Here is a 17,528-nt window from a genome sequence, read left to right as displayed (position 1 = left end):
AATGGCCAGCACCGCGACACGACGCGACCGGACGGCCCGTTTTCGGAAAAAGCGGTCTTGCCGCTTCCTCCATCACGAGGAGATGTCATCATGCGTTCTTTCACCCCAAAACTCATCGCGGCCGCCTCGATCTTCGCGGCCATACCGCTTTCGAGCGCCTATGCCGTGCACCGCCACCATAGGGCGCAGGTCGACACAATGACCACGGCGTCGGTGCCGGCGGAGCCTGAAGCGAGAGCCGCGACGCAGCAGTTGCTTGGCGTGAAGCAAGGTATCCGTGCGGCCAGGCAGGCCGGCAAGATCACGCAGGAACAGGCCCGCGACCTGATGCGGCAGGCCGATAGCATCCAGCCCGCCGGCGGCCGTTCTGCGATCGGGCGGGTCAATGAGCTGGACCAGCGGCTCCGAAACGTTACCGGCCAGGGAATCTATATGGGCGACGGCTCGGACGGCGGCTATTATCCGAACGGCTGACCGCCTGCATGAGCGGTGCGATGCGGCAGTCATGGAGCAATTCCGGGAAAGCCGGATCGCGGCCCGGCGCCGTCGCCTTCGGCCCGCATCGCACGAAGTAAGGACCTGAAGCGGCCCGGCGTTTCGCAAGATCACCGAACCGCTTCACGCCTTGGCGCTGCCGTCACCGATCCTGCCGCTACGCCAGCCGCGCCCGTGTCGTCCTCGGCGTCGCCAGCAGCAGGCTTGTCTCGCTCCCCGTAATGCCGGGGATCAGCCGGATGCGGCGCAGCACCGCGTCGAAATCCGTTAGCGTGGCGGTGCCGAGCTCGACCACCAGGTCCCAGCGGCCGTTGGTGGTGTGGATGGTCGAGACCTCGGCGAGGCCGCCGAGCGCCTTGACGACGCGGTCGGCGGCGTGGCCCTCGATCTCGATCGTCATCACGCCGCGTATCTTCTGATCGACCGCGTCGGCGCGCAGCACCACCGTGTAGCCGATGATCTCGCCGGACTTTTCCAGCCGTTCCATCCGCGACCTGACCGTGGCGCGCGACACGCCGAGATCGATGGCGAGGTCGGATACGCTGCGCCGCGCATCGTGCCTCAGCAGCGTCACCAGTTTCTCGTCGAGAGCGTCCATGGCTTTCCATTTCGATCAAATCATCTGGTCAATATGATAGATTAGTCTTCTCGAAATGCCAATTTTCGCTGTTCAAACCGCCAGCGGCTGATGGTTCACTCTTCCAATCAATCGCAAGGTGAGAAAAATGCGCTGCAGGATCGTCGGCGCGCCGGTGCAGGACGGCGCGGGCAGGATGGGATGCGAAATGGGGCCGAGCGCGCTGCGCACGGCAGGGCTGGTCTCGGTGCTGGCCGAGCTCGGCCATGAGGTCGAGGACTGGGGCGCGGTCGAGAAGGCCGCGGCGCGCCCGGTGGTGCACGGCAATCTCGCGCTGAAGGCGCTGCCGGAGATCTCCGCCTGGACGGCGGCGATCGCCGAGACCGCCTACACGGCGTCGCGGGACGCCATGCCGATCTTCCTCGGCGGCGACCATTCGATCTCCGCCGGCACCGTGTCCGGCGTGGCGCGCCGCGCCGCCGAGCGCGGCCGGCCGCTCTTCGTGCTGTGGCTCGACGCGCATCCCGATTTCCACACGCTCGACACCACCACCAGCGGCAATCTGCACGGCGTGCCGCTCGCCTATGCCAGCGGCCAGGCCGGCTTCAAGGGCTATTTCCCGGATCTGCCGCAAGCAGTCGACCCGGCCCGCATCTGCGCCATCGGCCTGCGCAGCGTCGACCCGGCCGAGCGCCGCGCGCTCACTGAAGCCGGCATCACCGTGCACGACATGCGCGCCATCGACGAGCACGGCATCGCGCCGCTGCTGCGCGCCTTCCTGGCCCGTGTCGAGAAGGAGAACGGGCTCTTGCATGTCAGCCTCGACGTCGATTTCCTCGATCCTTCGATCGCGCCCGCCGTCGGCACCACCGTGCCGGGCGGCGCCACCTTCCGCGAGGCGCATCTGGTGATGGAGATGCTGTCCGATTCAGGCCTCGTCTCGAGCCTCGACCTGGTCGAATTGAACCCGTTCCTCGACGAGCGCGGCCGCACCGCCACCCTGATGGTCGACCTCACCGCCAGCCTGATGGGCCGCCGCATCATGGACCGCCCGACCCGCAGCCATTCCGGAAGCCTCTGATCATGACCCAGCCTTCGCGCCTCGCCATCGTTCCCTTCGTCAGCGTCGACCGCATGATGAAGCTGGTGCTCGCCATCGGCGTCGAGCGCTTCCTCACCGAGCTCGCCGCCTATATCGAGGAGGATTTCCGCCGCTGGGAGCTGTTCGACAAGACGCCGCGCATCGCCTCGCACAGCCATGACGGCGTCATCGAGCTGATGCCGACCAGCGACGGCAAGATGTACGGCTTCAAATATGTCAACGGCCACCCGAAGAACATGCGCGAGGGCCGCCAGACCGTCACTGCCTTCGGCGTGCTCGCCGATGTCGGCTCCGGCTATCCGATGCTGCTCACCGAGATGACCATCCTGACGGCGCTGCGCACCGCCGCCACCTCGGCCGTCGCCGCCAAATACCTGGCGCCGAAGGGTTCGCGCGCCATGGCCATCATCGGCAATGGCGCCCAGTCCGAATTCCAGGCCATTGCCTTCAAGGCGCTCATCGGCATCGACCGGCTGCGGCTCTACGACATCGACCGCTCGGCCTCGGAAAAATGCGCCCGCAACCTCGCCGGCAAGGGTTTTGATATCACCATTTGCTCGACCGGCCAGGATGCCGTGGAAGGCGTCGACATCATCACCACGGTGACCGCCGACAAGCAGTACGCCACGATCCTCACCGACAACATGGTCGGCTCCGGCGTCCACATCAACGCCGTCGGCGGCGACTGCCCCGGCAAGACCGAGCTGCACCGCGACATCCTCTTGCGCTCCGACATCTTCGTCGAGTTCCCGCCGCAGACGCGCATCGAGGGCGAGATCCAGCAGCTCGACGCCGATCATCCGGTGACCGAGCTGTGGCAGGTGATGACCGGGAAGGCCGAGGGCCGCAAGTCGGCCGAGCAGATCACGCTGTTCGATTCCGTCGGCTTTGCCACGGAAGATTTTTCCGCGCTGCGCTACGTCCGCGACCAGCTCCAGGCCACCGGCCTCTATGAGGAGCTCGACCTGCTCGCCGACCCCGACGAGCCGCGCGACCTGTTCGGCATGCTGGAGAGGGCGGCCATACAGCCGGCGGCGTGAGGGAGTTCGTTGAGGCGATTTCATACGGCGGGATAATCGCATAGGGCGCTCCCCTCTCCGTCCCGGCTTCGCCGAGCCACCTCTCCCCCGCCTCTGGCGGGGGCGAGGAACCCAAGCTTGCGAAGGCCGTGCCCTCGGCGATTAGCGTTTCCTCTCCCCAGAAACGGGCTACGCTATGCACACATCTTCTGTGACTGGCGCGACTGATCGACCTGAGGCTTGATTGCCAGGTGGTTCCCCCAATCCGTCGCTGCTTCGCAGCGCCACCTTTCCCCCCTCCGGAGGGAAAGGAAGGGAGCGTTGCTGGACTGGCGTTGACGGCAAAAAGCTTGGCCCCTTTCCTCTACCCCGTCGATCGGGGGAGAGGTGGCTCGGCGAAGCCGAGACGGAGTGGGGGTCGATCAGCGCGCTGCCATGCACGCTATCGCCAAAAGCCGGCCGCTTGGAAATGTGCATGCCGTGGATGAAATGGGGGAGAGGTGGATCGGCGCGCAGCGCCGAGACGGAGCGGGGCAGCGCCCGCATCGACAATTGCCAGGCTACCCCCGTGCCGCGCAGCTTTCCCTCTCCACCAGAACCGGCGCCAGCACCTCGCGCCTTGAAGGCGCTTCCGGCTCGCCCAGCCTCTCGAGCAGCAGGCTCACCGCCAGCGTGCCGATCTTTTCCACCGGCTGCGCGATCGTCGTCAGCGGCGGCCAGGTGGTGACGGCGTAGGGGATGTCGTCGAAGCCGATCATCGACATGTCGTCGGGAACGTGCATGCCGCGCGAGCGCAGCGCGGTGACCGCGCCCATCGCCATCAGGTCGTTGCAGGCGAACACCGCGGTGATGCCGGACGCCTGCGCCATCAACTGATCCATCGCCAGGCGGCCGCCGGCGAAATGATAGTCGGAATCGACGATCGACGACGCCGGCAGCTCCACGCCTGCCTCGCCAAGCGCGCGGGCAAAACCGCGCAGGCGGGCCGGGCTGGAGCTCGAATCGCGCGGACCGCCGATGACGCCGATCTTCCTGTGGCCGAGCCCGGCCAGGTATTTCCCGGCGAGATAGCCGCCATGGTCGTGGTCGACCAGCACCGAATCGACATTGACCGACTGGATCTCGCGGTCGAGCAGCACCGCCGGCACGCTGGGCAAGAGGCGGGCGAACACCCGCGCATGGTCGGACGAGCCGGCGAAGATCAGCCCGTCGATCTGCTTGGCCATCAAGACCGAGAGATAGCGCTCCTCCTTCTCGGCATTGCCGTCGGAGTTGCACAGGATCACCGTGTAGCCGGAAACGAAGCCGGCGTCCTCGATCTGCCGCGCCACGCTTGCGAAGAACGGATTGGAATTGTCGGGGAGCAAAAGACCGATGGTCTTGGTTTCGCCGCGCCTGAGGCTGCGCGCCACCGAGTTCGGGCTGTAGCGCAGCGCCGCGATCGCGGCGCGCACGCGCTCGGCCGTTTCCGGCTCGACGTGACGCGTATGGTTCATCACATGCGAGACGGTGGCGACGGACACCCCCGCATGGCGCGCAACATCGGCGATCGTCGTCATGGCCCGTTCCCCTCAGCGGATTCTCCGCAACAGCCTCTCCCGATACGCGTCTAGGATGACCGCGAGCACGATGACAAGGCCGATTACGATGGGTTTGAAATTGTCGCCGACGCCGAGCAGCTGCAATCCGGTGGAGAGCACCTGCAGGATGCAGGCGCCGACCAGCGTGCCGATGATCGAGCCCTTGCCGCCGCTGAGGCTGGTGCCGCCGATGATGACGGCGGCAATCGCATTGAGCTCATAGCCGACGCCGGCGATCGGACTGCCGATGTTGAGGCGCAACAGATAGACCATTGCGGCGATGCCGGCGGTGAGCCCGCTGATGGTGAAGGCGGCTACCTTGTAGAAATCCGGATTGTGGCCCGACAGCCGGACCGCCTCATCATTGGTGCCGACGGCAAAGATCATGCGGCCGAAGACGGTGAAGCGCAGCACGAACCAGCCGGCGGCGATCACCAGCACCGCGACCAGGAAGATCGACGGCAGGAAGCCGCCGATGATCAGGTTGCCGAAATCGACAAAACTCTGCGGAAGGCCGGTGATGGTGGAATTGTCGCTGACCACGCGCGCGGCGCCCGCCGCCATGTTGAGCATGCCCAGCGTGACGATGAAGGAAGGGATCTTCCAGCGCGTCGAGATCCAGCCATTGAGGAAGCCACACACCGCACCCGTCGCCATGCAGGCAAGCAGCGCCAGCGTGATTGCCGCGGCCGGCGACAGGCTCTCGTTGATCATGACGGTGGCGCCGACCACGGTGCACAGCGCCAGCACCGAGCCGACCGAAAGGTCGATGCCGCCGGTGAGGATGACGAAGGTCATGCCGGCCGCCAGCACCGTGTTGATGGCGATCTGGACGAAGATCTTCAGCGCGTTGCCGGAGGTAGCGAAATAGGGGGCGGTGGCCGAGAAGAACAGCGTGATCAGCACCAGCGCCAAGAGCACACCGGCATCGCGCACCAGGAAGCGCAGGAATTTCGCCCGGCCCGGAGAAACAGGCGCCGCCACGGCTATCTCGGACGTCTCGCTCATGGTCGCACATACTCCTGATAGGCGAGCGACAGGATGCGCTCCTGGTCGAAGTCGGATCGCGGCACCTCGCCGACGATCTTGTTTTTCGAAAAGACGATGATGCGGTGGCACATGCCCATCAATTCAGGCAGATCGGACGACACCATGATGATGCCCTTCTGCCGCGCCGCCAGCATCCACAGCAGCTGGTAGATCTCGCGCCGCGCGCCGATGTCGACGCCGCGCGTCGGCTCGTCCAGGATCAGCGTCGAGGTGCCGCGGAACAGCCATTTGGCCAGCACCACCTTCTGCTGGTTGCCGCCGGAGAGATTGCGCACCGCCTGCTCGATCGAGCTCGCCTTGACGCGCAGCTGGCCGACGAGATCGTTGGCGGCCGCAGCCTCCGTCTTTCGGTTGAGCAGCCCGTTGCGCGAGATCTTGCTGAGATCGGTGATGGTAATATTCTTGTCGACGGCCATGTCGAGCAGCAGGCCTTGGCCCTTGCGGTCCTCGGTGAGCAGGCTCAAGCCATGCCGCACCGCATCCTTGGGCGCGGCGATCGCCACCGGCTTGCCGTCGATCTCGACGACGCCGTCGAGCTTCGGATCGGCGCCGAACAGCGCCCGCATCGCTTCCGTGCGGCCGCTGCCGACCAGGCCGGCGACGCCGAGGATCTCGCCATGGCGCACGGCGAAGGAGATGTCCGGGGTGGAGACGTCGCGCTTCAGATTGGCGACGCTGAGCGCGACCTTGCCCAGCACGATCGAAGCGTCGAAACCATATTCGTCGGCGATGTCACGGCCGATCATCATGCGCACCAGGTCGGGCACGGTGAGGCCGTGCAGGTCGCGCGTCGCGACCAGTCTGCCGTTGCGCAAAATGGTCACCCGGTCGCCGATCTCGAACACCTCATGCAGCCGGTGCGAGATGTAGATGATGGTGACGCCCTTGGCCTTCAGCCGCTTGATGATGGAAAACAGCCGCTCGATCTCCGGCGGCGTCAGCGTCGCCGTCGGCTCGTCCAGCACCAGAAGCTTCGAGTCGTAGCTCAGCGCCTTGGCGATCTCGACCAGCTGCATCTGCGCGACGCCGAGCGCCTCGACGCGTATGCGCGGATCGATGTCGAGGCCGACTTCCTTGAGCAGCACCAGCGCGCGGCTGTTGAGCGCCTTGCGGTCGACGATGCCGAAAGCGCGGCGCGGCAGGTTTTCCAGCATCAGATTCTCGGCGATGCTGAGATAGGGCAACAGGTTCAGCTCCTGATGCACGACGCGGATGCCGCTCTGCTGCGCGTCATGCGGCGTCTTCGGCCGGTAGGGCTGGCCGTTGAAGGCGATCAAGCCCGAATCCGGCTGGTAGATGCCGGCGAGCAGCTTGATCAGCGTCGACTTGCCGGCGCCGTTCTCGCCCAGGATGATGTGGGTCTCGCCGCGCGCGATCGATAGCGACACCTCGCTCAGCGCGATGGCGCCGGGAAAGGTCTTTCCGACCCCTTCAAGAGAGAGAATCGCATCCATGGGCGGCAGAATCCTAAACCGTGCCCGTCGGCGACGATAGCGGCGCGGACGCTCGTCACCGCCGCCGGAACTGGCGGCGGCGGTGACGAGAGAGACAAAGCCTGGCGCCGGAAGGGAGTGCCGGCGCCTAGGCTCTCCTCATGCCGTGACCAGCTTGACGTCGGTCTTGACCCAGCCGGAGAATTTCTCGCCGGCGAGCTCGCGCAGGCCGTAGTCGATGCCCATCGCCGCCATCTTCGCGCCATACTGCTCGACGGTGGCGAGCATCTTGCCTTCCTTCAGCAGCGGACCGACGGCCGGGATGTTGTCGAAGCCGACGACCTTGATCTGGCCGGACTTACCGGCAGCGTCGATCGCCTTGACGACGCCGAGCGCCATCGAATCGTTGGCCGCCATCACGCCTTGGATGTCGGGATGCTGGGTGAGGAAGTTGGTCATCAGCGTGTTGGCTTCCTCGGTTTCCCAATGCGCGGTCTTGGAGTCGAGCAGCTTCAGCTTGTACTCCTTCACCGAATCGTCGAAGCCGAGCTTGCGCTGCTTGGCGTTGTCGGCCTCGGGATTGCCCTCGAGGATGACGACCTTGCCGCCCTTGCCCAGCGCCTTGCCGAGCGCGTCGCCGGCCAGCTTGGCGCCGGCCCGGTTGTCCGGACCGAAGAAGGCGAGGTCGATGCCGGCCTTCTTCTTGGCCTCGGTGTCGAGCGCCACGTCGATGTTGATGACCTTGATGCCGGCCTTCAGCGCCTTGGCGATCGGCGTGACCATGGCCTTCGAGTCGGCCGGCGCGACGACGATGATGTTGTAGTTCTGGGTGATGAAATTCTCGATCGCGTCGACCTGCGCGGCGAAGTCGCGCTCGTCCTTCATGCCGACGGCGGCGAAGTCGAACTTGTCCTTGTTCTTCGCCGCATACTCCTCCGCGCCGGCCTGCATCTGCTTGAAGAACTCGTTGGCCAGGGACTTCATGACCAGGCCGACCTTCGGCTTGTCGGCGGCGAGAACCGGCCCGAGCGGCAAAGCGAGCGCGCCGGCGGCCAAGGCGCTGGTCTTAAGGAATTGGCGGCGCGAGAACGAGCCAAGCCCATGCGTGTTCGAAATCTTGCTCATTAGTCTCCTCCACTTGATTGAGCCGTAATCGGTTACGTAACCGATTACGCCGGAGAGTAGAGCGCGAATTTGGAAAGTGTCAATATCAGGAGCAGCCCCCGACTGGAGGGTTGGCCGCATTCATCCGCGTCTTCAACCACTTGGTTGAAGGTGAGCGCGTGAAATCCTATCCGAAAAATGCCCGTGCGTAAGTCCGGGCGAACTCCCTGAAACTGGTCGGCCGGACACCGAAGGCGTCGTGCGTGGCGAGATGGACGCGGGACTTCGGCCGCCTAAGACGCTCTTGCAACTGCTCGCCAAGCGCATCGACAAAATCCGCAGGGGCACCGCTACCGAGCAGCGTGCGGCGGCGTTCTTCCCAGCTGACCGGGACATATCTCACCGGCCTTCCAATCGCGGCCGATATCCGTTCAGCCAGCTCGTGCATCGTCAGCGCTTCCGGCCCTGTCATGTCCAGGCTCTCGCCCTGGTGGCCGCCGTCCCGCAACAGCCGGCAGGCGACCTTCGCGATGTCCTCGATGGCCACCGGCGCAAGCTCAATGCCGGCGAAGGGCAACCGCAACTCGCCGTCCCGGCTTATGGTCGAAGCCTCCCTGAGATAGACCTGCATGAACTGCGAAGGCCGAAGATGCGTCCATGCCGGGCCTGCCGCTTCGAGATGGTCTTCGATCTCTTCATGCATGCGCGTGAACCGGAATTTGGCCGGATCGAACCCGATCCCGGACTCAGCTCCGGAAAATTTGACGACATGCTGGACACCGGCCTGCCGGCACAGATCGATGAAGTTGCATTGCGTTTCGCGCATATCCGGTGTCCCCGACGAGATCAGCAACACCCGCGTGACGCCCTCAAGCGCGGTCTTGACATCGTCTCCAGCCCGCATGTCGCCTTCGATCGCGTCGATGCCCGGCAGCTTGTCGAGACCGGCGGCCGACGCCTTGTGAGCGCTTCTTACCAAAGCCCTCGCCGGCACATGGTTTTGCGCCAGCTCACGAACAATTATCTGACCGCTCAAGCCGGTCGCGCCCGTCACCAATATCATCCGTCTTTCCTTTTCACGGCCGGCCGAATCCGCCCGGCAAAACGCCTCGCCCTGCCAAGACGAGACGGCGGATGAAAAGGATTCTCGACTGTCGAAAAAAATTTACCGGCCGCGACCCGGGTCGGCCGCGGCTGGATCAAGCGTCACCGCCAGCCCAGCGCCGGCGCGACATGCTTCAGGATCGACTCGATGACATGGGCGTTGTAGTCGACGCCCAGCTGGTTGGGCACGGTGAGCAGCAGCGTGTCGGCCTCGGCGATCGCGTCGTCCTCCTTCAACTGCTCGATGAGCACATCCGGCTCGGCGGCATAGGTGCGGCCGAACACGGCGCGCTTCTCCGGCTCGATATAACCAAAATGGTCCTCGCCCTCGCTGCCGCCGAAATAGGCGCGATCCATGTCGTTGACGAGAGCGAAGATGCTGCGGCTGACCGAGACGCGCGGCTCCCTGGCATGGCCGGCTTCCTTCCAGGCGGCGCGGTAGGCTCTTATCTGCTTGGCTTGCTGGACATGCAGCGGCTCGCCGGTCTCATCGAACTTCAGCGTCGAACTTTGCAGATTCATGCCGAGCTTGGCCGCCCACACGGCCGTGGCGTCGGTGGCCGCGCCCCACCAGATGCGTTCGCGCAGGCCCGCCGAGAAGGGTTCGAGCCTGAGCAGGCCGGGCGGGTTGGGGAACATCGGCCGCGGATTGGGCTGAGCGAAGCCTTCGCCGCGCAACAGGTCGAGGAATATCTCCGAGTGCCGGCGCGCCATGTCGGCATCGCTCTTGCCCTCTTCAGGCACGTAGCCGAAATAGCGCCAGCCATCGATCACCTGCTCGGGCGAGCCGCGGCTGATGCCCAACTGCAGACGCCCGCCGGCAATCAGGTCCGCGGCGCCCGCATCCTCGGCCATATAGAGCGGGTTCTCGTAGCGCATGTCGATAACGGCGGTGCCGAGCTCGATACGCTTGGTCCTGGCGCCGGCCGCGGCAAGCAGCGGAAACGGCGAAGCGAGCTGGCGGGCGAAATGGTGGACGCGGTAATAGGCACCGTCGGCGCCGAGCTCCTCGGCCGCGACCGCGAGGTCGATCGACTGCAGCAGCGCGTCGGCGCCCGAGCGCGTGCCCGATTGCGGCGAGGGCGACCAATGCCCGAACGACAGAAATCCGATCTTCTTCATGGCTCCATTCCTGCTGGAGCGGCCCATCGACCGCTTGAACTTCTTGTTGCTCCAGCAGATAGCCAGGGCAGTGCTGCGATACAACGGACACCGAACGGATACAGACCGTCAATGCGTTCTGCGAATGTCCGCCCTCGCGTCAGGGCGTGATTGGGCCGGAGGCGGCGCCGATCGCCTCATCCCTGGCATTCTCTGCGCCGCCAAAGCGCTGTATCGTTCACGCTACCCGATGATTCCCGAGCATTGGACGAAGCCTGCATGCATGGCCTGACCCCCATATTTTCCACCGTAACGGCCTCTTTCCTGGCATCCTTCGTCGAAGTGGTCGAAGCCTTCACTATCGTGCTCGCCGTCGGCGTGACGCGCAGCTGGCGCCCGGCCCTGACCGGCGCGGCCCTGGCGCTCATCTTGCTTGCGGCGCTGGTGCTGGCATTCGGGCCGCTGCTGGCGCTCGTCCCCATCACCGTCCTGCAATTCGTGGTCGGCGTGCTTTTGATCCTGTTCGGCATGCGCTGGCTGAGAAAGGCGATCCTGCGCAGCGTCGGCGTGATCGCGCTGCATGACGAGGAGCAGGCCTTTTCCAGGGAGACGGCCGCCTTGCAGCGGCAGGCCGCCGACCGCCGCGCCGAGTATCTGGCGGCCGTCGCGTCGTTCAAGGCGGTGCTGCTCGAGGGCGTCGAAGTGGTGTTCATCGTCATTGCCGTCGGCGCCGCGCACGGCCAGACGCTTTATGCCGGCCTCGGCGCGCTGGCGGCCTTCGTGCTGGTGATGCTGATCGGCCTTGCCGTGCATCGTCCTTTGGCCCGCGTGCCCGAGAATGCGCTGAAATTCGTCGTCGGCCTGATGCTGACCAGCTTCGGCGTGTTCTGGACCGGCGAAGGCCTCGGCGCCGAGTGGCCGGGCGCCGACCTCGCTCTGCTCGCCATCTTCGTCGTCATTGCCGCCGCATCCTTCGCCATCGTGCGCTGGCTGCGCGGCGCCTACCCGGCGCCCGCCGAAGGAGTAGTCCGATGATCCGTCTGGTCTTCAACGAACTCGTCGGCATGTTCGTCGACGACGGCAGCCTTGCGCTGCTGACGCTGATCCTGATCGCTCTGATCGCCGCGGCGGTAAAATTGCTGGCGCTGCCGCCGCTCATCGGCGGCTTACTGCTTCTCGCCGGCTGCCTGGCAATTCTCGTGCAGAGCACGCGCCGCGCCGCGCGCGGCAGGACGCGTTAATCGGCGTTCATTCAGGTGAAGCTGCGCAACCGCTGGAGATCGGTGGAGCCGCCCGAACCTCGTCATCCACGAGCGTAGCGACGCGAAGCGGAGCGCAGACCCGAGGATCATTCCGTGACTTTGGCCGTGGAAACGCAGCGCAAACGCTGGAGACTGGCGGAAGCCTCTCAACCTCGTCATTCCAGGGCGAAGCAGGAGCGAAGCTCCGTCGCGAAGACCCTGGAATCCATGCCGTTACCTTGATCGAAGGGCACAGCGGAGCAGAATTCTACACCGTGGCAACGCCTCGACGTCACGGAATGGATTCTATGGTCTTCGCGCGTCGCTTCGCTCCTTGCTCCGCCATAGAATGACGATAGCGATGGGCATTTCGGCTAGTCTCCAAGGCATGCTGCGTGCCGGCATGGCCCGCCGCCCAACTAATAAACCGTGAAAAGCGTCGGCAGGTCGCCGCTGAGGCGCAAATACTCGACCGCCTCGATCACCGGAAACAAAGCCAGGAAATAGAGCCCGTCGCGAAACGTATTCCGCAACGCCATCGTCGAAAACAGCCACTGCGCCTCGTCGTGGTAAAGCAGCGGGTTGGGCCAGAAGCGCGGCGTGCGGTTGGCATAGGCCGCATAAGCCGCGCCGAACTTGCCGGCGAGGTATTCGGCTTCCTTACGCGCGGTGAAGCGGAAGACGAGATAGCTCGCCAGGCCGAGCATGACGGCCGCCAGCACCGACCCGAACATCAGCCCAATTCCAGTCGCGCCGAGGGTCGAGAAGAAATAGAGCGGATTGCGGGTCACCGAGAACGGGCCGGCGACGACCAGTTCGTTGTTCTTCTTGCCGCCGACATAGAGGATGCTCCACAGCCGACCAAGGAAACAGACGAGCACCAGGCCGAAGCCGACCGTCTCCATCAGCTCGTGCCCGTTCGAGCCCTCGCTGAGGAACGGCTTGGAAAACAGCAACAGGACGATAGCCATCACCGCGGCCGCCTGCACGACGATCAGGCGCTTGTGCTGGTCGAACGCCTTCGGCGCCGATTTGAGGGATGTGTAGGCCATTCTCACCGTTCCGACGCCAAGAAGGCGCGCCAAGCTTGTCTAGCTTCTCTGCCGCGTGATGGCGAGGCCCCGCGGATGTTTTTGGCCAATCTTACGAATTTGTAAGAACGCGGACAGGCCGCGGTGAATTCGCCTGCTTAATTTGGGCGTCGCCGCCATACGGAATTCGAGGTGGCTCGAACGAACAACGGATCGCGCCATGATCTCTCAAGCCGACAGCCTCGCGCCCAACCGCGTCCCGGACGTCACGATCGATTTCTGGCTGATCAAGATCATGGCGGTGACCATGGGCGAGACGGCGGCCGACTACCTCGCCGTCAATATCGGCCTCGGCCTTACCGTCACGTCCTTGATCATGGGCGGCATCCTCATCGTCGCGCTCGTCCTGCAGTTTGCGCAGAAACGCTATGTACCTTGGGCCTATTGGCTCGCGGTCGTGCTGATCAGCGTCGTCGGCACCCTGGTCGCCGACAACCTCGTCGATGATTTCGGCGTGCGGCTGGAGACGACGACCATCGTCTTCTCGGTCGCCCTAGCCCTGACTTTCGCGGTCTGGTACGCCAGCGAAAGGACCCTCTCGATCCACACCATCTTTACCGCCAGGCGCGAGATCTTCTATTGGCTGGCGATCCTCTTCACCTTCTCGCTCGGCACGGCTGCCGGCGATCTGGTGGCCGAGCGCTTCGATATCGGCTATCTCGCCACCGGCCTCATCTTCGGCGGCGTGATCGCGGCGATCGCTTTTGCCTGGTTCTTCCTCGGCCTGAACAGCGTCCTCGCCTTCTGGCTCGCCTATATCCTGACCCGGCCGTTCGGCGCCTCCTTCGGCGACCTGCTCTCGCATCCGGCCGGATATGGCGGGCTGGGCTTCGGCGTCACCTTCACCAGCCTGACCTTTCTCGGCTGCATCGTGGCCATCGTTCTCCATATGACGCTGAGAAAGCTGATCGACGAAGACGAGCTGGCGCTCCTCGACTAGAGGCGCCGCACAGGATTTTGACCGGTCGGCTCTGTTTGTGTTGGCAGGTGGCATGCGTTGGAGATTGGCCGAAACGCCCATCGCGACCGTCATTCCAGGGCGGAGCAGGAGCGAAGCTCCGTCGCGAAGACCCTGGAATCCATGCCGTTACCTTCGCCAAGGCGTGCAACGGAGCAAAATTCTGCACCGAGGCGGCGCTTCCAAGTCACGGAATGGATTCTATGGTCTGCGCCGCGTCGCTTCGCTCCTTGCTCCGCCATAGAATGATGACGTTGGGCGGCTTCAACCAATCCCCGGCGTTTGCGCTGATTTCACCGAAGTGAACGGAAATCTTGCCCTAAGACAAACGCCAACCTTTCAAAATCCCTGTCCGGGGAACTAGAGCATGTCGACATTCACCATAAGTTGCAGCAGCGAGACGGGCCCGGGCGGAGGCGGTCGGCGGCGCAGCACGCCCGCTATCCCTTGCGCGCCGCTCATCGATGCGTTAGATACTGAACCAAATGGTTCAGTATTCGAAACCCAGCCTCGATGTCTCGTTCGCCGCGCTCTCGGACGCCACACGGCGCGGCGTTCTGGAGCAGCTCGGACGCGCGGAAGCCTCGATCACGGACCTTGCCGAGAAATTCCACATGACCCTCACGGGCATGAAGAAGCACGTCGGCGTCTTGGAACAGGCGGGGCTCGTCACCACCCGGAAAGCCGGGCGGGTGCGGACGTGCAGGCTCGGCCTGCGCGGACTGGAGGAAGAGGCGGCTTGGATCGAGAGATACCGCCGGCTTTGGGACGCACGCTTCGAAGAGCTGGACAGGGTTGTCGAGGACCTGAAACGGAAGGAGGAAGTCGATGGCACAACGGAGTGAGCCTGCTCGCACGACGGTAGAACGGAGGTCCGACCGTGAGCTGGTCGTTACGCGAACCTTCGACGCCCCGGCGCGCATCGTGTTCGAGGCGTGGACCAAGCCCGAACTGTTCAAGCGGTGGTGGGCGCCGAAGTCGATGGGGATGATCCTGCGTTCCTGCGAGATGGATGTTCGCGTCGGGGGCGGGTACCGTTTGGCGTTCGGCCACGACGCCTCGAACCCCGCTGAGTTCTTCGGCAGGTATATCGAAGTGGTACCGTACTCGCGCCTCGCCTGGACCAACGACGAAGGCGGCGACGGTGGACCCGTCACCACGGTGACCTTCGAGGAAAAGGATGGCAAGACGCTGTTGGTCATGCACGAGCTCTATCCCTCGAAAGAAGCTCTCGACGCTGCCGGCACCGGGGCGGCCGATGCGATGGGCGAGACGTTCGGGCAACTGGACGAGCTTCTCCTCACGCTGGGCGCGAGCGCGGGACGACCATGAGGTCGCTCTCACCGCCGGCCGCCCGGTTCTTCGCGACTGCCCTCGTCGGCCCGCGATGGATATCGGCTGTCTCTCGCAAAAATGTGAAGCGGCACTCGGTCCGAAAGCTCGTAAAAACAAATGGTTGAGGCGGCAAGGACAGCACTGGGCGATGCGACTTCTGCTTGTTGAAGACGATCCGAGAACCGCGGACTATATCGTCAGGGGACTGACCGAGGCCGGCCATGTCTGCGATCTCTTACGCGACGGTCATGACGGGCTCTTCGCCGCGACCCGCAACGCCTATGACGTGATCGTCGCCGACCGCATGGTGCCCGGCCTCGACGGCCTGTCGATGATCAAGGCGGTGCGCGCCGCCGGCATCCGTACGCCGGCTATTTTCCTGACCTCGATCGGCGGCGTCGACGACCGCGTCGAGGGCCTCGAAGCCGGCGGCGACGACTATCTGGTCAAGCCCTTCGCCTTTTCCGAGCTGCTTGCCCGCATCCATGCGCTCGGCCGCCGGCCGGCTGCGCAGGAGCAGAAGACGACTTTGCGCGTCGCCGACCTCGAAATGGACCTTATCCAGCGCCGCGTCACCAGGCAGGGCCAACCGATCGACCTGCAGCCGCGCGAGTTCAGCCTGCTCGAGGTGCTGATGCGCGGCGAGGGCCGCGTCATCACCCGAACCATGCTGCTCGAGCGCGTGTGGGATTTTCATTTCGACCCCAAGACCAGTGTCGTCGAGACGCATATCAGCCGGCTCAGGGCCAAGGTCGACAGACCGTTCGACGTGCCGCTGATCCACACCGTGCGCAATACCGGCTACAGCCTGCATGTCCCGGCCTGATCTTGCCTCCGCAATCGCGGGGCGGCCAACCGCCGGCGCGATCGCATGAGCGGGACGCGCTCCAGCCTGCTGCGCAGCACGCCGTTCCGGCTGGCGCTGACCTTCGCCTTCCTGTTCCTGCTGGCCTTCATCCTGTCCGGCGCTATCGTCTATCAGCTGATGAGCGCCTCGCTGGCCAGGCAGCTCGATCAGTCGATCAAGGAGACCTATTCGCTCATTGCGGCGACCCATGCCGAGGGCGACGAGGAAGACCTCGTTTCAACCGTCAGGGACCATGCCCAGTTCAGCCAGGACAAGGACCAGATCTTTTCCCTCACCGATCGGAACGGCAACCGCCTCGCTGGGGATTTCACCGCTTCCGGCCTACCGGAGGGTTTTTCGATGTTCGCTGCCGAGTTGCCGGGTGTCCCGCCCCATACCGAATACCGCGCTTACTCAGGAACGGTCGGCGACAGCAAGCTGACGGTCGCCTTCTCGCTCTCGGAAACCGAGGATCTCGAAACCATCGTGCTGATGAGCTTCGGCTGGGCCACGCTCTTCATCACTGTCCTGGCGATCGGCGGCGGCGCCATGCTTGCCTCGCGCGTCCAGCGGCGCCTGGACGGCATCGCCGACACCATGGTCGACGTCTCGCATGGGCGGCTCGACGCCCGCATCCCGCTGATCGGCAATGGCGACGACATCGACGCCGTCTCGGCCCAGGTGAATTCCGCGCTCGAGCGCCTGTCTGCCCTGGTCGACGGCATGCGCGAAGTGAGCGCCAACATCGCCCATGATCTGAAGACGCCGCTCAACCGGTTGCAGATGATCCTGGAATCGGCCGCCGACAAGACGGTGTCGGGCGAGGATGTCTCGACCGAGCTGACCGACGCCCGCGCCGAGAGCCAGCAGATCAACAGCACGTTCGACGCTTTGCTGCGCATCGCGCAGATCGAAGCCGGCGCCCGCAAGGCGCGCTTCGTCGATCTCGATGTCGGGCCGGTCGTCGAGACCATCGGCGAAGTCTATGCCGATGTCGCCGAGGACGACGGCAAGTCTCTGTCCACCGTGATCGTTCCGGATACGAAATGGTACGTGCATGGCGACCGCGACCTGCTCATGCAGATGTTGGCCAATCTGGTCGAGAACGCGCTCAGGCATTGCCCGCCGGGCACCGCGATCGAGCTCTCGGTGACCAAGGCAGGCAACCACGTCCTCATTCATGTCCGCGACAATGGCCCGGGCATTCCCGCCGAGGAGCGCGAGAAAGTGTTCCGCCGGCTCTATCGGCTCGATGCCAGCCGCACGACGCCGGGCAGCGGCCTGGGCCTCAGCCTTGTCAAGGCGGTGGCCGACCTGCATGGCGCCGCGATAACGCTCGAGGACCGCAATCCGGGTCTCGGCGTTACAGTCAGCTTTCCGGCTGTGCGAACTCCGGTGACGTCGTCATTCTAGGGCGGAGCAAGGAGCGCAGCGACGCGCGCAGACCCTAGAATCCATGCCATGACTTCTGCCGAGGAATGCGACGGTGCA

At 64.6% G+C, this 17,528-nt stretch carries 18 protein-coding genes; 10 read left to right on the top strand and 8 right to left on the bottom strand.

The window, feature by feature from the left end; genetic code table 11:
* Nucleotides 1–90 precede the first annotated feature (90 nt).
* Nucleotides 91–474, top strand: coding sequence for a hypothetical protein (locus tag FJW05_RS25300; protein WP_140636619.1), 384 nt, complete (start codon nucleotides 91–93; stop codon nucleotides 472–474).
* 178 nt (nucleotides 475–652) lie between these two features.
* Here the strand turns inward: FJW05_RS25300 and FJW05_RS25295 are convergent, their stop codons facing one another.
* The gene (locus FJW05_RS25295; RefSeq protein WP_095769871.1) at nucleotides 653–1,093 is read right to left on the bottom strand and encodes an Lrp/AsnC family transcriptional regulator; all 441 of its coding nucleotides are present in this window, start codon (nucleotides 1,091–1,093) and stop codon (nucleotides 653–655) included.
* Nucleotides 1,094–1,220: 127 nt separating this feature from the next.
* On the opposite strand from FJW05_RS25295, the gene rocF reads away from it, so the two are divergent.
* Nucleotides 1,221–2,153 carry an arginase gene (gene rocF, locus FJW05_RS25290; RefSeq protein WP_140636618.1) on the top strand — a complete coding sequence of 311 codons (933 nt, stop codon included), beginning with the start codon at nucleotides 1,221–1,223 and terminating at the stop codon, nucleotides 2,151–2,153.
* 2 nt (nucleotides 2,154–2,155) lie between these two features.
* Nucleotides 2,156–3,214 (top strand): ornithine cyclodeaminase, encoded by a 1,059-nt coding sequence (locus tag FJW05_RS25285; RefSeq protein ID WP_140636617.1) that lies wholly within the window; start codon nucleotides 2,156–2,158, stop codon nucleotides 3,212–3,214.
* Between the two features lie 539 nt (nucleotides 3,215–3,753).
* Here FJW05_RS25285 and FJW05_RS25280 read toward each other — a convergent pair.
* From FJW05_RS25280 to FJW05_RS25255, 6 genes are all read right to left on the bottom strand, one after another.
* Complete coding sequence (locus tag FJW05_RS25280; RefSeq protein ID WP_140636615.1) at nucleotides 3,754–4,752, bottom strand: substrate-binding domain-containing protein; 999 nt, start codon at nucleotides 4,750–4,752, stop codon at nucleotides 3,754–3,756.
* Between the two features lie 12 nt (nucleotides 4,753–4,764).
* The gene (locus tag FJW05_RS25275; RefSeq protein ID WP_140636613.1) at nucleotides 4,765–5,781 is read right to left on the bottom strand and encodes an ABC transporter permease; all 1,017 of its coding nucleotides are present in this window, start codon (nucleotides 5,779–5,781) and stop codon (nucleotides 4,765–4,767) included.
* On the bottom strand, nucleotides 5,778–7,277 hold the full coding sequence (locus tag FJW05_RS25270; RefSeq protein WP_181165069.1) for a sugar ABC transporter ATP-binding protein: 1,500 nt from the start codon (nucleotides 7,275–7,277) through the stop codon (nucleotides 5,778–5,780). Before FJW05_RS25270 ends, FJW05_RS25275 begins: the two co-directional genes overlap by 4 nt.
* Before the next feature lie 138 nt (nucleotides 7,278–7,415).
* A complete protein-coding gene (locus tag FJW05_RS25265; protein WP_140636609.1) occupies nucleotides 7,416–8,381 on the bottom strand; it encodes a sugar ABC transporter substrate-binding protein in 966 nt (321 codons plus the stop codon).
* Between the two features lie 166 nt (nucleotides 8,382–8,547).
* Nucleotides 8,548–9,423, bottom strand: a complete 876-nt coding sequence (locus FJW05_RS25260) for an SDR family oxidoreductase (protein ID WP_140636607.1) — start codon at nucleotides 9,421–9,423, stop codon at nucleotides 8,548–8,550.
* Between the two features lie 143 nt (nucleotides 9,424–9,566).
* Nucleotides 9,567–10,586 carry an LLM class flavin-dependent oxidoreductase gene (locus tag FJW05_RS25255; RefSeq protein ID WP_140636605.1) on the bottom strand — a complete coding sequence of 340 codons (1,020 nt, stop codon included), beginning with the start codon at nucleotides 10,584–10,586 and terminating at the stop codon, nucleotides 9,567–9,569.
* Nucleotides 10,587–10,844: 258 nt separating this feature from the next.
* Between FJW05_RS25255 and FJW05_RS25250 the strand changes: the two genes are divergently transcribed.
* Nucleotides 10,845–11,600 carry a COG4280 domain-containing protein gene (locus FJW05_RS25250; protein WP_140636603.1) on the top strand — a complete coding sequence of 252 codons (756 nt, stop codon included), beginning with the start codon at nucleotides 10,845–10,847 and terminating at the stop codon, nucleotides 11,598–11,600.
* Nucleotides 11,597–11,806, top strand: a complete 210-nt coding sequence (locus FJW05_RS25245) for a hypothetical protein (RefSeq protein ID WP_140636601.1) — start codon at nucleotides 11,597–11,599, stop codon at nucleotides 11,804–11,806. The genes FJW05_RS25250 and FJW05_RS25245 overlap by 4 nt, the downstream gene beginning before the upstream one ends.
* Before the next feature lie 419 nt (nucleotides 11,807–12,225).
* On the opposite strand, the gene FJW05_RS25240 is transcribed toward FJW05_RS25245, so the two are convergent.
* On the bottom strand, nucleotides 12,226–12,858 hold the full coding sequence (locus FJW05_RS25240) for an isoprenylcysteine carboxylmethyltransferase family protein (RefSeq protein ID WP_140636599.1): 633 nt from the start codon (nucleotides 12,856–12,858) through the stop codon (nucleotides 12,226–12,228).
* A gap of 199 nt (nucleotides 12,859–13,057) precedes the next feature.
* Between FJW05_RS25240 and FJW05_RS25235 the strand changes: the two genes are divergently transcribed.
* The 5 genes from FJW05_RS25235 to FJW05_RS25215 all read left to right on the top strand — a co-directional run bounded on the left by FJW05_RS25235 (nucleotide 13,058) and on the right by FJW05_RS25215 (nucleotide 17,450).
* Nucleotides 13,058–13,837 (top strand): hypothetical protein, encoded by a 780-nt coding sequence (locus FJW05_RS25235; protein WP_140636597.1) that lies wholly within the window; start codon nucleotides 13,058–13,060, stop codon nucleotides 13,835–13,837.
* A 503-nt stretch (nucleotides 13,838–14,340) separates the two neighbouring features.
* Nucleotides 14,341–14,700, top strand: coding sequence for a metalloregulator ArsR/SmtB family transcription factor (locus FJW05_RS25230; protein WP_140546515.1), 360 nt, complete (start codon nucleotides 14,341–14,343; stop codon nucleotides 14,698–14,700).
* Nucleotides 14,684–15,187 (top strand): SRPBCC domain-containing protein, encoded by a 504-nt coding sequence (locus tag FJW05_RS25225; protein ID WP_140546516.1) that lies wholly within the window; start codon nucleotides 14,684–14,686, stop codon nucleotides 15,185–15,187. The genes FJW05_RS25230 and FJW05_RS25225 overlap by 17 nt, the downstream gene beginning before the upstream one ends.
* A 151-nt stretch (nucleotides 15,188–15,338) precedes the next feature.
* On the top strand, nucleotides 15,339–16,016 hold the full coding sequence (locus tag FJW05_RS25220) for a winged helix-turn-helix domain-containing protein (protein WP_140636595.1): 678 nt from the start codon (nucleotides 15,339–15,341) through the stop codon (nucleotides 16,014–16,016).
* A gap of 45 nt (nucleotides 16,017–16,061) precedes the next feature.
* On the top strand, nucleotides 16,062–17,450 hold the full coding sequence (locus tag FJW05_RS25215; RefSeq protein ID WP_140636593.1) for a HAMP domain-containing sensor histidine kinase: 1,389 nt from the start codon (nucleotides 16,062–16,064) through the stop codon (nucleotides 17,448–17,450).
* Nucleotides 17,451–17,528: the final 78 nt, after the last annotated feature.

It is taken from the genome of Mesorhizobium sp. B2-9-1, from assembly GCF_006439455.1.
GTDB lineage: Bacteria > Pseudomonadota > Alphaproteobacteria > Rhizobiales > Rhizobiaceae > Mesorhizobium.
The sequence above is the reverse complement of the archived record's forward strand: the minus strand, read 5'-3'. Positions and strand labels throughout refer to the sequence as shown.